This window comes from Pelagibacterium sp. (genome assembly GCF_965249125.1).
Taxonomy (GTDB): domain Bacteria; phylum Pseudomonadota; class Alphaproteobacteria; order Rhizobiales; family Devosiaceae; genus Pelagibacterium.
Window position 1 is genome coordinate 840,631 of sequence record NZ_OZ252217.1, and the last position, 15,697, is coordinate 856,327.

Genomic DNA, 15,697 nt, shown 5'->3' on the forward strand with positions numbered 1-15,697 from the left:
ACTTGGCGGTTACGACATAATATTTTGGTCATCCCCCCGGCCCCTCCAGCGTATCCATCTCCATATCCCGCAGCTTTTTGATCTCGTCGCGGAGTTTGGCCGCTTTCTCGAATTCCAGATTGGTGGCGGCTTCGCGCATCTGGTGTTCGAGGTCTTTGATCACAGCGGCGAGGTTGGCGCCGACGGGGACGGTGTCCTTGCCGTCCTTGCCCGGGCGGATTTTGACGGAGACGTGGTCGCGTTCGTAGACGGAATCCACGATGTCGTTGATGCGGGCCTTGACCGATTGCGGGGTGATGCCGTGTTCGGCGTTGTAGGCGAGCTGTTTTTCGCGGCGGCGGTTGGTTTCGGCCAGCGCGCGTTCCATGGAGCCGGTTTCGCGGTCGGCGTAGAGGATGACCTTGCCATCGACGTTACGTGCGGCGCGGCCGATGGTCTGGATCAGTGAGGTTTCCGAGCGCAAAAAACCTTCCTTGTCGGCATCGAGGATGGCGACGAGGCCGCATTCGGGGATGTCGAGGCCTTCGCGCAAGAGGTTGATGCCGACCAGCACGTCGAAATTGCCCAGGCGCAGATCGCGGATGATCTCGATGCGCTCGATGGTGTCGATGTCGGAATGCATGTAGCGGACCTTGATGCCCTGCTCGTGCAGATATTCGGTCAAGTCCTCGGCCATCTTCTTGGTGAGGACGGTGAGCAGGGTGCGGTAGCCCTTGTCGGTCGTGGCGCGGATTTCGTCGACGACGTCGTCCACCTGGGAGGTGGCGGGACGGGTTTCGACGACGGGGTCGATCAGCCCGGTGGGGCGGATGACCTGTTCGGCAAAGACGCCGTCGGTCTGGTCGAGCTCCCAAGCGCCGGGGGTGGCCGAGACATAGACCGTCTGCGGGCGCATGGCGTTCCATTCCTCAAAGCGCAGAGGGCGGTTGTCCATGCAGGAGGGCAGGCGAAAGCCGTATTCGGCGAGGGTCGCCTTGCGGCGCAGATCGCCGCGATACATGGCGCCGAGCTGGCCGATGGTGACGTGGGATTCGTCGACGAAGACCAGGGCGTTGTCGGGGAGGTATTCGAACAGGGTGGGGGGCGGCTCGCCGGGCTTGCGGCCCGAGAAGTAGCGCGAATAGTTTTCGATCCCGGCGCAGGAGCCGGTGGCTTCCATCATTTCGAGATCGAACAGGGTGCGCTGTTCGAGGCGCTGGGCCTCCAGGAACCGGCCCATGCCGTTGAGTTCCTGCAGGCGGGCGTTCAGCTCGCGCTTGATCTCCTTGATGGCCGCATTCATCGTGGTGCGGGTGGTGACGTGGTGGGAGTTGGCGAAGACGCGCACGGCGGTCAATTCGGCCGATTTCTTGCCGGTCAGGGGATCGAATTCGGCGATGGATTCGATTTCGTCGCCGAACAGCGTGATGCGCCAGGCGGCGTCGTCATAGTGGGCGGGGAACACTTCGATGGTGTCGCCGCGCACCCGGAAGGTGCCGCGCACGAAGCCGAGATCGCCGCGCTTGTATTGCAGGGCGACGAGTTCGTTGAGCAAGGCGCGCTGGTCGATGCGCTGGCCCTTTTCGAGCCAGATGGTCATGGTGGTGTAGTCTTCCACCGAGCCGATGCCGTAAATGCAGGAGACCGAGGCGACGATGATCACGTCGTCGCGTTCGAGGATCGCGCGGGTGGCCGAGTGGCGCATCCGGTCGATCTGCTCGTTGATTGTGGATTCCTTTTCGATATAGGTGTCGGTGCGCGGGACGTAGGCCTCGGGCTGGTAGTAGTCGTAATAGGAGACGAAGTATTCGACGGCGTTGTCGGGGAAGAAGTTCTTGAACTCGCCATAGAGCTGGGCGGCCAGGGTCTTGTTGGGCGCCAGGATAAGGGCCGGGCGGCCGGTTTGGGCGATGACCTGCGCGGCGGTAAAGGTCTTGCCCGAGCCGGTGACGCCGAGCAGGACCTGATCGGTTTCGTGCTGGTTGATACCCTCGACAAGCTCGGCAATCGCGGTGGGCTGATCGCCGGCCGGGGACATCTCGGTGGCGAGATGGAAGGGGATGCCGCCCCTGTCCTTTTTCAGCGCAGCCGGACGGTGAGGCCGCCAGGCATTGGTGCCCTCGACCTCCTTGCGGCCCTCGGCGATGATCTTTTCGAGCGCGGCGACGGTGGCCGAAACGCCGGCCGAGGAGTTGGTGACGTCGGTGGGGGCGTGGAAACCGGCCTGCGGGGCTTCGGCGAAGCCATCGAGATTGGTGGGGCGCTCTACGGAGTTGGCCTTGGATTTCGGGGCCTTCAGGGACATGCCGGTCGCTTCGGAGCGCCTGGCGCTCGATTTGCGGGCGTTGGCTTTGGCGTTGTCCTTGCCCTTGCCGGCGAGGCGCTCGGCTTCGGCGGCGGCCTTTTGGTCGGCGCGGTCCAGCGCGCGCTTGTTGCGCATGCGCTCGGCATAAAGGGGCTTGGAAGCTTGGGCGTCCTCGGCCTTTTCGATTTCCTTGATGAAATCGTCGATGGAAAAGTCGGCTTTACCGGGGCGACCGGCGGACGGGGATTTTTTGTCGGAGGTCATGGGGCACCATATCGGACCGCAGGTGAAGCGATTCAATAGCACCAACGGAACGGAGTGTGAACGGTTCCTGCTGACAGGATGTGTCAGGAGGACGCGTTTTCGGTTCACGACAGCGCGGGCAGATCCTCTTCGAGCATTTGCCGCAGACGCGCGGCGGCGTGGTCGATCTCGGCGGGGAGCGATCGGCGGGCGAAGCGGGCCGGGGCGGCAAGGCGCGGGTGCTCGGGGTGACGGGCGGCAAGGCGAGCCAGCGCTCCGGCGTGGTGCAGCAGGCCGGTGAAATGAGCCATGGGCTCGGCCGCCTGCAAGGCGCGGGGGTGCGCGGCCAGTGCCTTGGCGCAATCGGCCCATTGGGCAAGGCCGGTTCCGATTCCGGCTTCGAATGGCGTTCCCCGAGCCAGCGTTGCGATGGCGTCGACGAAGGCGGCGCGCGCCTGCGGGTCGCCCAACTCGCGTTTGACGAAGGCGGCGAGAGCGCCATTGGCGCCTTCATAGAGGCGGGCGACGCGGCTGTCGCGCCAGATGCGCTCGATGTCGTAATCGGCTAGGTAGCCGTAGCCGCCGAGCACCTGAATGCCCAGATCGGCGGCGCGGGAGCCCATATCGGTGCAGAAGGTCTTGACGATTGGTGTGAGGAAGGTCGCGAGGCGGGGATTCGAACTGAGCAGGCCGGCGGTGTGGACCACCATGGCGCGACCGCCAAGGGCGAGGCCGTCCATGGTCAACAGCATGCGGCGGATATCGGGGAGGTCGAGCAGGCTGGCCGGAGCGCCTGAAGCCGCGCGGCCCTGCATTCGGGTGCGGGCGTAGGCGAGGGCCTTTTCATGGGCCGCGGAGGCCGCGGCCACGCCCTGGGCGGCGACATCGAGGCGGGCGTGATTCATCATGATGAACATGCCGGCCAGCCCCTTTCCGGCTTCGCCGAGCAGGTGCGCCTCGGCGCCGTCGAACCGCATCTGGCAGGTGGGAGAGGCGTGAAGCCCCATCTTCTCCTCGATGCGGGTGACGGTTACGGCGTTAGCGGTTCCGTCGTCGCGCCGGGCCGGGCAAAGGAACAGGGAAAGGCCGCGTGTGCCCGGCGTATCGTCTGTGCGCGCGAGGACGAAATGCAGGATCGTTTCGCCCATGTCCTGATCGCCGCCGGAGATGAAGATCTTTTCGCCCGATATCCGCCAGGCGCCGTCCGGCTGCTGTTCGGCGCGGGTGCGGATGGCACCCAGATCGGAGCCGGCGCCGGGCTCGGTGAGAGCCATGGTGACAAGGGCCGAGCCATCGGCCAGCAGGGGCAGATAGCGGGGGGCAAGCTCGGGGGCGAGGTGAACCAGCGCATCGGCGCCGCCGCGCACCAATCCGGCGAGCATCTGGAAGGAGGCATTGGCCGCGGCCAGCAATTCGGTGGCTATGAGGGAAATGGCGTCGGGCGCGCCAAAGCCGCCGGCGGCCTCAGACAGGTGAAGCTGGTTCCAGCCAAGATCGACATAGGCCCGATAGGCCGCAACCATCGATGAGGGAAGATAAACCCGACCACCGTCGAACCGCGCGCCTTCCCTGTCACATTCGCCCGCCGTCGGGGCCACCACCTCGCTCACGAACTGGCTGAAGGGTTCGAGCACCTGGGCTGTTTCGGCCTCGTCCCATCCGGGATGGGGAAAGGCCGCAAGGGTGAGCAAAACGTCTTCAAACTGCGTCATCGGGCCTCCCTGCCGTTCGGAAAAACGATATGAAACATAACCATATCCATTTCCGTGGCTGGCGCAATTGCTCTTGCGAGGATTTGTTGGGCGCAGCCGGACGGTGTAGTGATGGAGGGCGGTGTCGGCGGTCTTTTCACCGCCGCTCATGCCGCCAAAAGGAACGGACTGTGGGCAGGTCATGCTGATGCTCATATCAGTATGGATTGCGCCGAGAGGGCAGCCGTTGCTGCAATCGACGCCATGCCCAAACCCCAGAAGAAAAGCCCAATTGGCCGGACATGTAAGCTTCCGGTGCTGACGCGCCTGGGACCCGGTTCGGCCCGCGTTAACCCGGTTTTCGGCTCTGTGCTCCTACCATCGGTAAAATTCCCGATGGGTGGGTTGCGAAATGAGCGGATCGATACGGTTGGCCGAGGTGCTGGGGGCGCTGAGCCGGGCGCTCGACATGACCGAGGGCCAGCCCCCCGGTCATTGCATGCGGTGCTGCTGGATCGGGGTGCAGGTGGGCCGGTCCATGGGCATGGACGAGATGGCGCTGCGCGATCTTTATTACGCGCTGCTGCTCAAGGATCTTGGATGTTCGTCCAATGCGGCGCGCATCTGCGAATTGTATCTGGCCGACGATCTGACCTTCAAGCGTGATTTCAAGCATCTCGATGGCAGCCTGCCGCAGGTACTGCGGTTCGTCCTGTCGCATACCGGAGCCGAGGCGGGGCTGGCCGAGCGGTTCCGCTCGGTGGTCAACATCATGCGCAATGGCGGGGAGATCGTTACCGACCTTATCGAAACGCGGTGTCAGCGCGGTGCCGAGATCGCCCGCCAGATGCGGTTTTCCGAAAACGTGGCGCAAGCCATTCTCGATCTCGACGAGCAATGGAATGGCGGCGGCAAGCCGGTGGGCAAGGCAGGTACTGACATTTCCCTGTTTTCCCGCATAGCGCTTCTGGCGCAGGTGGTGGACGTGTTCTTCATGTCCGGTGGGCCGGACGCGGCGATGACCGAAATCACCTCGCGGTCGGGGACATGGTTCGACCCGGCGGTGGTGTTCGCCTTTTCCGACGTGGCGGCAGACGAGACGTTCTGGGCGATGCTGGGGCGTGATGATATCGAGCAGGTGGTGCTCGACCTCGAACCGGGGCAGGAGGTGCAGCGGGCCGACGAAGGTTATCTCGACGATATCGCGCAGGCCTTTGCGCGGGTGATCGATGCCAAGAGCCCGTTCACCTCGGGCCATAGCGAGCGGGTGGCGGTGTTTTCCGACCTGATCGCCGAGGAGATGGGATACACGCGGGCGCGGCGACGCTGGCTCAAGCGGGCCGCGCTGCTGCACGATATCGGCAAGCTGGGGGTATCCAACAGCGTGCTCGACAAGCCCGGCAAGCTCAACGATGACGAATGGGTTGCCATGCGCGACCACGCCCGGTTGTCAGAAGATATTCTGGCGCGTATCGGGGCGTTTGCCGATCTGGCCGTGGTGGCGGGCGCGCATCACGAGCGGCTCGACGGCAAGGGCTACCCCAACGGCAAGACGGCCGACGAGCTCGACCTCGATACGCGGATCATTTCGACGGCGGACGTGTTCGACGCGCTGACGGCGGACCGGCCCTATCGCGCGGCGATGCCGGTATCCAGGGCGATGGGAATCTTGTGGGAGGGCGCGGGGACATCCCACGATCCGGTGTGCATCGAGGCGCTGGAGCGGGCGCTGGCGCGGTCGGAGCAGGCGGAACAAGTGGTGGCTTAAGCCATGATCGATCCCGGAGTAGCGCGGGTGTGTCTGTTTTAAAATCCGCGTGTACTGGATCCCGGCTCAAAGGCCGGGGTGACAGTTGGGGGGTGGCGAGGGGTCGCCATCCATCAGGGCGATTTATTTCAGCCCGATTTCCGCCTTCACGTCGTTCCGTCGCCCGCTGTGGCGGCGTTGACGAGGTCGTCGGGGATGTCGTCGAAGCTGGAATAGTTCATTGTGTAGAGGCGGGCGTAGAGGCCCTGCATGTCCATGAGCTGGTCGTGGTTGCCCTGTTCGATCAGCTCGCCGTTTTGCAGCACAATGATCCGGTCGGCGCCGCGGATGGTGGCGAGGCGGTGGGCGATGACGAGGCCGGTACGGCCGGCGAGCAGGGTTTCGAGGGCTTTTTGAATCTGGCGTTCGGTGTAGCTGTCGATATTGGCGGTGGCTTCGTCGAGGACGAGGATCTTGGCGTCGGCGACAAGGGCGCGGGCGAAGCTCAAAAGCTGGCGCTGGCCAAGCGAGAAGTTGGAACCGCGCTGTTCGAGAACCGTGTCGTAGCCATCGGGCAGGCGGGTGATGAATTCGTGGGCGCCGACGGCTTTTGACGCTGCCACGACGTCGTCGAGCGTGGCCGATGCCTTGTTGTAGCGGATGTTTTCAAACACCGTGCCGGTGAACAGGAACGGCTCCTGCAGCACCATGGCGACCTGTTCGCCAAGGCTCTCCTGGGTGACGTCGCGCACGTCATGGCCGCCGACGCGGACGGCGCCGGACTGGACTTCGTAAAAGCGATGGACAAGGGCCATGGCGCTGGTCTTGCCTGAGCCGGTTGGGCCGACAAGGGCGACGGTTTCACCGGGATTGACGTGGAAGGAGACGTTCTTGAGGACCGGGCGGTTCGGATCGTAGCCGAAGACGACATTGTCGAAATCGACCGAGCCGTCCATGTCGCTGGTGAGGGTTACGGCGTCGGGCTTGTCGGCGATGGAGACGGGGACGTCGAGCACTTCAGTGATGCGGCGGCCCGAGGTCATGGCGCGCTGCATGATCGAATACTGCATGGTCAGCGAGCGGATCGGGTCGAAGAAGCGCTGGATGTAGAACAGGAAGGCGACGATGATGCCGACCTGCATGGAGCCGTTGAGCACCAGTGAACCGCCGACCACGATGACCGTGGCCATGGCGATGCCGGTCAAACTGTCGACGATGGGGACCATGACCTGCGCAAAGCGCGAGCCGGTCAGCTGGGTTTTCAGGTTGGACCAGGCCTTGTCGTCGTAAAGGTCGAAATTGACCTTCTGGCGGTCGAGGTTCTGGATGGTGCGCACGCCGTTGATGCCTTCGGCCATGGCGCCGTTGGTGGCCGAATTGGTTTCGTGCGCGGCCCAGAAGGCGCGCTTGGCGGGCGGCAGCCAGAAGATGCGGACGATGAACAGGGCCGGCATGGTGGCCAGGGTCAGAAGCCCCAGACCCCAATCGAGGCTGAGGAGCACCACTACAATGCCGCACAGCAGGACCAGATCGCCAATGAAGACGATGGAGGTTTCGAGGAATTCCTGCATGGAATTGACGTCGCCCTGCAACCGGCTCATCAGGCGCCCGACCTCGGTCTTGTCCATGAAGCCCAGCGAAACTTCCTGAAGGCGGGCGAACATGGCGCGGCGCATGTCGAACAGCACGTTCTCGGCGACGTTGCCGACCTGCTTTTCCTGAGTCCAGGACGCGGCGAAGTTGAGCAGAACGGCGATGGCGAAGAACGCGACCGACCAGATAAGGCCTCCGCCGCCAGCGAGGGGATCGACCAGCGCGGTGTCGATGGCATTGCCGATGATCAGGGGAATGGCGAGTTGGGTGGCGGTGAACAAAAGCACGGCGCCGACCGAGAGATAGATGCGATGGCGGTAAGGATGCACGAAGGCCCAAATGCGGCGCACGGTGCGCGGATCATAGGCCTTGCCGAACACTTCCTCCTCGATATGGGCGCTGCCGACGGTGGCGCGGGGCGGGCGTTGGCCGGGCAAGGCCGTGGTGTCGCGTTCGTCGTCGAGATCGGTCGCGGTCATTGGCCGGCCTCTTTGAGTTCGATGTCGTCGGTGGGCCGGGTCTGGAGGTCGTAGAGGGCGCGGTAGCGGCCACCCAGTTCGAGCAGTTCGGCGTGGGTGCCGGCTTCGGCGATGGCGCCGTCCTCGAGAAAGAAGATCGTGTCGGCGTCCATGAGCGAAGAGAGGCGGTGGGCGATGATGATGGTGATGCGGTCTTTCGCAAAGCGGCGGATGGCCGAGCGAATGCGGTGCTCGGTCCCGGCGTCGATGGCGGCGGTGGAATCGTCGAACACCATGACGGCGGGTTTGAGGACAAGGGAGCGGGCGATGGACAGGCGCTGGCGCTGGCCGCCCGAGAGCGAGACGCCACGCTCGCCCACGACGGTGTCGTAATCGGCGGGCAAGCCCAAGATAAAATTGTGCAGCTGGGCGCTCTCGGCAGCCTTTTCGATGCGGGTTTCCTTGGCCCAGGGATTGCCATAGGCGATGTTGTTTTCGAGCGTGGTCGTGAACAGGAACGTGTCCTGCTGGACGATGGCGACCTTGGTGCGAAGGGAGCCGAGGGTGACGTCGCGGATGTCCTGACCGTCGATCCTTATGCTGCCTTCGGAGACGTCGTATAACCGGGCGATTAAATGGGCGAGGGTGGACTTGCCGCTGCCCGGCGCGCCGACGATGCCGATGGTCTGGCCCTTGCGGGCGGTGAAGCTGATATCTTTCAGGGTCGGATGGGTCGCGCCTTCATAGGTGAAGCCGACATTTTCAAAGGTGAGCGTCCCTTCGGTGACGGCCAGGTCGGTGGCGCCGGGCTTGTCCTCGATTGCCACGGGGGCGTCGATGAAGGCAAAGAAGCGATTGCCGCAGGTGGAGGCGCGGGCGAATGAATTGACCATCAGGCCGAGCTGGCGCACGGGCATTTGCAGAATGGTCATGAAGGTGAGAAAGCTGGCCAGCGTGCCGACGCTGATCTCGCCGGCGATGACCTTGTTGCCCCCTGCCCAGAGGACCAGTCCCATGGCGGCGAAGAAGGAAAAGGTCATCATCGAGGTGTTTTTCACCCGGATATTGGTGCGCCGATGGGCGAGGCCCAGGGCATCGTCAGACGCGGTATCGAACTTGTCGAGCTCGTGCTTCTGGCCGGAAAAGGCGCGGACCACGCGGATGCCGCCGAGGTTTTCTTCCATGATGCGGGTGAGGACCGAGAGCTTTTCCTGCAGGGCCAGCCAGGTCGCGCGCAGGGTCAATTGGGCAACCGAGGAGCGCCAGGCGACGAAAGGGACAAAGCTGAGGGCGAGAAGGCCGAGCAAGAGATCGGTCGAAATCAGCATCCAGGCGCCGACGCCGATGAGGATGGTGAGCAGGACGACGCGGATCAGGCCGGTCGAAAAGAACATGCGGATGCCGTCGAGATCGAGCAGGCCGATGGTGATGAGATCGCCCGAATGGACCTTGTCGTGGTAGGCGTAGGGGAGGCGCTGGACCTTGTCGTAAAAGGCAAGGCGCAGTTCATAGCCGACGTGATGGCCCACCGACTCGGCGAAATAGTTCTGGAGCAGGGTGAAGAGCCCGCGCAGGATCGAGACGACCAGCAGGGTGATGGCGCTGGTCCAGAGCGCGCGCTCGGCGTCCAGGCTGGTGATCGAAAGGATGTTCTGGGCCTGATCGATGGCCTGGCCGAGAAGACGCGGAATGGCAAGCTGGAGCAGGGCGGCGGCGATGGTTGCAACAACCGCGATCGCCACCTGCCAGTGATGGCGGAAGGCCAGAAGGGCGATCCGCAAAAGCGGGCTGCGGTTCTTGCCGGAATGGGCGGCGGCAACATGGGCCCGAGCGTCGCCACGCGAACGCTCCCGGCCGGCCGTGAGGGTGGTCACAAAAGTATCCAGACATCAAAAAGCGCCCGAAGGTGACGCGGGAATCGGTCTTGAAAAATCGGGCAAATCACTCGCGCGTGTATTCAAGGCCGATTTGTAACATGTTGCAAGATGTTACCGCCCGCCAAAGGGCAATTTGACACCGCGTGGCAGACGCACGAGTGGCAAAACAATGCCCCCGCCGGGGAGGATCGGCGAGGGCATCGATGCATGGAAATTTACGAGTTGCGTACCTGTCAGGCGAAGGCGCCGGTGAAGGCCATCACTGTGACCATCATGGTGACCATGACGGCGCCAGCGGCGGTTCCGATGCTCATTTGAATAAGGGTGCGGGCCATTTTCAGCCTCCAGTGTTTGATGCCTCTATACCGCTTTAACGGGGCGAAACCGGAATTGGTTTCATCGGTTGACGGTTTCGTGTGCGGTGAGGCGATAAAGCCATTTGTCGCCTGAATGGGGACTGAACGGATGGTTCAGCGTTGGCAGCGGGCAAAGTGTCGAAAATTTTAAGCATTTCTGCATAGGGTCCGGATGGCTCCGGCAGTGATCAGGGACGGCATTGGCGGGGCGACGGGCGGATGCGCGTTTAGCCGGCAGTTTTTTTGTCCCTGGCGTTCAATCCCCCACCGCAAAGACAACCTCTCGTCCAGAAAGGGCGAAAGGGCTCAGGGCTCGAATATACGGATTGAAAGACAGAATGTTTTCGAAACTCAGCGTTAAGTTCAGGGTGTATGGCGCTTTTGGCGTTCTCATGGTGTGTCTGGTGCTTGTCGGTCTTGCCGGCCAGTTCGGTGTGCAGGCGATGAGCGGAATGCTCGACCAATACCAAAAGAGCGCGTCCAAGACCCAGGAAATCAACGATTACGTGCGTGATCTCGAAGCAGCGCGGCGACTCAATTACGCGTTCCGGCTCACCCCGTCCGTAGAAACCGCTGAAGCCCTGGTGCTCATGATCGAGGACGTTGCCACGAACGATGCAGAGGGCCTTGCGCATTTTGCCGGGGACTCTGAGGCTCTGGCCATTATCGGCGACGTCGAAGCGATTGCGCTGCAATATCTGACAGCCGCCAGGGAGATGATTGCCGGACAGCAGGCAATGAATGTCACAGCGCAGGTGGCGGCATCGCGCACGCTCGATGAGCTGGGCCCGCAGATGCAGGCGCTCTACGACGACCTATCCGACCGGATCACCGATCAGCAGAATGCGCTGGGCTCCCGTATCGACGGCGAACAAAGCTACTACATGACGATCCTGATCGCCGAGATTGCCGCGGCATTGCTGATCGGTGCGGCTTGTGCGTTTGCGATGGGCCGGTGGCTGTCCGGTGCGATCTCGGGCATGACAGCAATGATGCGGCGTCTGGCCGATGGCGATTTCAACACCGACATTTCGGGAAGCGAGCGCGAGCATGAACTGGGCCAGATGGCCAAGGCGCTGCAGGTGTTCCGCTCCAACGGGCAGGCAATGGAGGCTGCAGAGGCGGAGCGGTTGCTCAATGCCAGAATAGCGACAGAGCGGGCCGAGATGATGGACCGGTTCCAGACGGCGTTCGACGCGGTGATCAAGGCCTGTGTTTCAGGCGATTTCACCAAGCGGATCAACGAGACCTTCGGCGATGAGGACATTGACCGGGTTGCTGCCAATTTCAACGCCATGCTCGATACGGTCAATGCAGGGCTTGGCGAGGCAGGGCAGGTGCTTTCGGCTCTGGCCCGTACCGATCTGACCCAGCGCATGGAGGGGCAGTATCAGGGCGCCTTCGCAGCATTGCGTGACGATACCAATTCGGTAGCCGAGAAGCTGACCGAGATCGTGGCACAGCTCAAAACGACCTCTCGCGGTCTCAAGACAGCGACCGGGGAAATCCTGGCCGGTGCCAACGATCTTTCCGAACGCACGACGCGGCAAGCGGCGGCGATCGAGGAGACCTCGGCAGCCATCGAGCAGATGACGACAACGGTCAGGGGCAATGCGGACAAGGCCGAGGTCGCCTATGGCAAGAGCCAGGCCGCAGCCGAACTCGCCAATGCGGGCGGGGAGGTGATGGTCAAAGCCACGACCGCGATGGAACGCATCACGACCTCTTCGGGCAAAATCTCCAACATCATCGGGATGATCGACGATATCGCGTTCCAGACCAACCTTCTGGCACTCAACGCTTCGGTCGAAGCGGCGCGGGCCGGGGATGCGGGCAAGGGCTTTGCCGTGGTGGCCGTCGAAGTGCGTCGGCTTGCGCAGTCGGCAGCGTCGGCATCGTCCGAGGTCAAGGCGTTGATCGAGCAATCGGCCAATGAGGTCGATGGCGGATCAAAACTTGTGGCCGAGGCAGCGTCCAAGCTGAGCGACATCCTGGCAGCGGTTCGGGAAAACTCGGACCTGATGCAGGGGATTTCCGAAGCCAATCGCGAGCAGACCACGGCGATTGGCGAAGTGCGCACCGCCGTGCAGCAGATGGATGAAATGACCCAGCACAATGCAGCGCTGGTCGAGGAGACCAATGCCGCGATTGAGCAGACAGAGGCGCAGGCTTCCGAACTCGACCGGGTGGTGGCGATTTTCACCATCGATACGAACACGGCAATTGCCGGTGAACCGGTTGCGCCCCAAACGCGCAAACCGGACGTGGCCAAGGCAGCGCGCTCTTATCTGACCCAGGGCAATGCGGCGCTGAAGGATGACTGGTCGGAGTTCTAGGCCACAGACATCATCATGGATCGAAGAGCCCGCGTAGTCTTCTGCGCGGGCTCTTGCTTTAAGTGGCTTGTGCAGGATCGGCTTAATAAATATGAGTATAAAAATCATGTTATAGGCGTCGCAGTCAAAAGGAGTTTTGCGATGACGATTGGGATCAGGACAGCATTGATCGTGACCATGTCGAGCATCCTGGCGGGACCAGCGCTGGCGCAGGAGTTTCCGGTGACCATCGACCATGTCTATGGGCAGACCACCATCGAAACGCAGCCCGAACGCGTCGCGACCTGGGCGTGGGGCAACACCGATGCGGTTCTATCGCTGGGCGTCAAGCCGGTCGCCATTCCGTTCATTGCCTATGGCGGGGGAGACAACGGCATTCATCCCTGGGCCGAAGAGGCGCTGGAAGAGCTGGGCGGGGACTTGCCGGCGATCCTCGCCGAGGGCGACGAGCCTCCGTACGAGCAGATCCTGGCGGCCGATCCTGACGTGATCATCGCCGTCTATTCGGGGATTACCGAGGAGCAGTATGAGCGGCTCAGCCAGATCGCACCGACCATCGCCTATCAGGGCGCAGCCTGGAGCGCGCCATGGCAGGATGTGACCCGGACTGTGGGACAGGCGCTGGGGCTGGCCGAGGAGGCCGATGCCGTGGTTGCACAGACCGAGCAGTTCGTCGCCGATACCGTGGCCCAGCATGAGGGGCTGGCGGGCACGACATTTATCGGGCTCAACGATTACGACGGATCGCTGGCTATCTATGCCGGGCTCGACTCGCGGGTGAAATTCCTGACCGATCTGGGGCTGGTCTATGCGCCCAGTCTGGACGCATTGGGCGGGGATGACGAGAATTTCTATTTCTCGGTGAGCTATGAAAACGCCGACCAGCTGGTCTCGGACATTCTGGTTTCCTACTATGAAAACCAGTCGGACTCCGATGCGTTTTTCTCCGAGCCTTACATTGCGCGCCTGCCGCAGACGCAGGCGGGTGCCTATGCTTCGATCGTGGGGATTGAAGAGGTTGCCGCCGTCTCGCCGCCTTCGGCGCTTTCGTTGCGGTGGGGGCTTGAGAACTACGTGGCGCAACTGGCCGCGGCGGCTGAAAGGGCCGAATAAAGAGCAAGCCAGAAGGGGCGATCATTTTGCCGTTTCGCAAAAAACGTTTAAATGATCGAAGTTCTGGTTTGTCGCGCTTCCGAACCGCAAAAGTGGCGTCCACTTTTGCTGGAAGCGCTCCAGCGCTCCCTTTTTATGCCGCAAGGGCGCCGGTCACGAACAGGACGATGGTGAACAGGGCACACAAAGTCGCGCCTGTCAGCGCGGCGACGGACATCGATACCAGTTTTTGCGTCGTCATCTTGTAGGACATGGGTAAACCTCAACGCGACCGGATTGGCGGACCGGCCAAGGACGTAAACCGCGATGCCGGAGCGCTTCGCGCGCAAGCACCGCATTCAATACAGCCCCCAAACCGGCGTGTGCGCATGTCGCCAAACATTTCGCACAACGCCGGCGGCATTTCTGCCGCAGCCGCCAGGGCACCTCAGGAAATGACCTTGCGACACCCAGACTATGCGCGGTTAATGGAAGGCTTTGGAGAAAACTCAAATTGTCGGTAAATTTTTGGTTTCGCTCCGCAATGCACTGTGGAGAACCGGCGGCTGAAGTCCGAAAAATCCCATAAAAACAGGGCGTCCCGGAAGTCCGGAACGCCCTTTGGCAAGATGCGAATGGCAGGGAAAAATCAGCCGATGACTTCGACGGTAACCCGTGCGGTGCCCGAGTTGATCATGCCGATCTGGCTCGCCGCCTCGTGGGAGAGGTCGATGATGCGCCCACCGATGAAGGGGCCGCGGTCATTGATGCGGACGACGACGCTTTCGCCATTGTTGCTGTTTGTCACCACCACTTCGGTGCCGAAGGGCAGGTAGCGGTGGGCAGCGGTCAAAGCGTGCTGGTTGTAGGTTTCGCCATTGGCGGTTTTTCTGCCGTGGAACTTGCCGCCATACCATGACGCGGTGCCCGACAGGGTCTGCACGATTGCGACGGTGTCCTGTGCATTGAGGGCTGTGGTGGCGAGGGGGAAAGCTCCAAGAGTGAGTGCTGAAACCAGCACTGCAGGCTTGATGAATTTCATGAGGGTCCTGACCCGTGTTGTTTGGCGACGGGGAAGGGTTCTACACGAAGTTGTGACCAGAAACAGGAACGAATCGGTCAAAAAATGGGCAAATCGCCCCCTGCGTCAATTGGTCGGGAACCGTGGTTTTTGGGCAACGCACACAAATCAGCGTGATATTGCATGCAAAAAACCCGTCCGGCGGGGCCGAACGGGTTCAGTGTCGGATGCGATGCAGCGATCAGCGGCGGCCCAGATAATAGGACGAGATATCGTCCGAGAGCATGCCCAGATTGCGCACCGAGCGATCGATCACGGCGCAGCGGCCGTTGAAGTTGGAACTGGTGCAGACCGTGGCGCTGACATTGCCTTCGACACGGGCCGAGCGGATGCGGTCGTTCCAGAAATTGCCCAGGAAGCGCTCGTTGTCGTTGGCCGCGGCACAGAAACTGCGACCGCCGTAATTGAACTCTTCGTAAAAGCAGACGCGGCCGCCCGGCGCGGGCTGGGGCGGGCGGTTGTTGCCGATGGACAGATTGAAATTGGGCGTGTTGATCGAAAATCCGATGTCGGGCTGGTTGGGCGCCGGGGAGGGAGCAGGTGCTGGCGAGGGACGCCCATCGTCGATGGGACGCAGATAGCGGGCGGATGCCCAGCCACGAATGTTGGTGGCGGTCACCTGGCACCAGGTGTTGGACGAATTGCAGCCGGAAACCTCAACCACCTGATTGGCCGAGAGGGCCGCAATGACCGGATAATTGGTGCCCGGACCGGTCCGGACGTTGAGGGCCGTGGTGGCGAAGGCCTCGTAGGCCTGGGCGCCGCTGACGGCTGCCAATGCGCCGGTCGCCGCAAGAACCACCGTGGCAGCAAGTTTCCTGAAATTCATGTCGCTCTCCCTTCGAGAGATTTGGGGCTTTGTGGCAAAAATCTGCCAGTAGCCCCTTTGGTTCCATGCCAACCGGCCGATTGGGGCCGGCTTATCCATTGTGGCGAGCG

General features: G+C 62.3%; 9 protein-coding genes. 3 read left to right on the forward strand and 6 right to left on the reverse strand.

Features of this window, described 5'->3' with window-relative positions; translation table 11 throughout:
- Positions 1-28: 28 nt before the first annotated feature.
- On the reverse strand, positions 29-2,548 hold the full coding sequence (uvrB, locus tag ACP148_RS04205) for an excinuclease ABC subunit UvrB (protein ID WP_421951341.1): 2,520 nt from the start codon (positions 2,546-2,548) through the stop codon (positions 29-31).
- A gap of 104 nt (positions 2,549-2,652) precedes the next feature.
- Positions 2,653-4,239, reverse strand: coding sequence for an acyl-CoA dehydrogenase family protein (locus ACP148_RS04210; RefSeq protein WP_421951342.1), 1,587 nt, complete (start codon positions 4,237-4,239; stop codon positions 2,653-2,655).
- Between the two features lie 391 nt (positions 4,240-4,630).
- On the opposite strand from ACP148_RS04210, the gene ACP148_RS04215 reads away from it, so the two are divergent.
- Positions 4,631-5,986 carry an HD-GYP domain-containing protein gene (locus ACP148_RS04215; protein WP_425033144.1) on the forward strand — a complete coding sequence of 452 codons (1,356 nt, stop codon included), beginning with the start codon at positions 4,631-4,633 and terminating at the stop codon, positions 5,984-5,986.
- Between the two features lie 146 nt (positions 5,987-6,132).
- Here the strand turns inward: ACP148_RS04215 and ACP148_RS04220 are convergent, their stop codons facing one another.
- Both ACP148_RS04220 and ACP148_RS04225 read right to left on the reverse strand, forming a co-directional pair.
- The gene (locus ACP148_RS04220) at positions 6,133-8,037 is read right to left on the reverse strand and encodes an ABC transporter ATP-binding protein (RefSeq protein WP_421951343.1); all 1,905 of its coding nucleotides are present in this window, start codon (positions 8,035-8,037) and stop codon (positions 6,133-6,135) included.
- Entirely contained in the window at positions 8,034-9,890 is a 1,857-nt protein-coding gene (locus ACP148_RS04225) for an ABC transporter ATP-binding protein (protein WP_421951344.1), read from the reverse strand. Before ACP148_RS04225 ends, ACP148_RS04220 begins: the two co-directional genes overlap by 4 nt.
- A 697-nt stretch (positions 9,891-10,587) precedes the next feature.
- Between ACP148_RS04225 and ACP148_RS04230 the strand changes: the two genes are divergently transcribed.
- Positions 10,588-12,585: a methyl-accepting chemotaxis protein gene (locus tag ACP148_RS04230; protein WP_421951345.1), complete on the forward strand. Its 1,998-nt coding sequence runs from the start codon at positions 10,588-10,590 to the stop codon at positions 12,583-12,585.
- A 141-nt stretch (positions 12,586-12,726) separates the two neighbouring features.
- A complete protein-coding gene (locus tag ACP148_RS04235) occupies positions 12,727-13,698 on the forward strand; it encodes an iron-siderophore ABC transporter substrate-binding protein (protein ID WP_421951346.1) in 972 nt (323 codons plus the stop codon).
- Positions 13,699-14,326: 628 nt separating this feature from the next.
- Here ACP148_RS04235 and ACP148_RS04240 read toward each other — a convergent pair.
- Both ACP148_RS04240 and ACP148_RS04245 read right to left on the reverse strand, forming a co-directional pair.
- On the reverse strand, positions 14,327-14,719 hold the full coding sequence (locus ACP148_RS04240) for a septal ring lytic transglycosylase RlpA family protein (RefSeq protein ID WP_421951347.1): 393 nt from the start codon (positions 14,717-14,719) through the stop codon (positions 14,327-14,329).
- 220 nt (positions 14,720-14,939) lie between these two features.
- Complete coding sequence (locus ACP148_RS04245; protein WP_421951348.1) at positions 14,940-15,587, reverse strand: peptidase inhibitor family I36 protein; 648 nt, start codon at positions 15,585-15,587, stop codon at positions 14,940-14,942.
- Positions 15,588-15,697 lie beyond the last annotated feature (110 nt).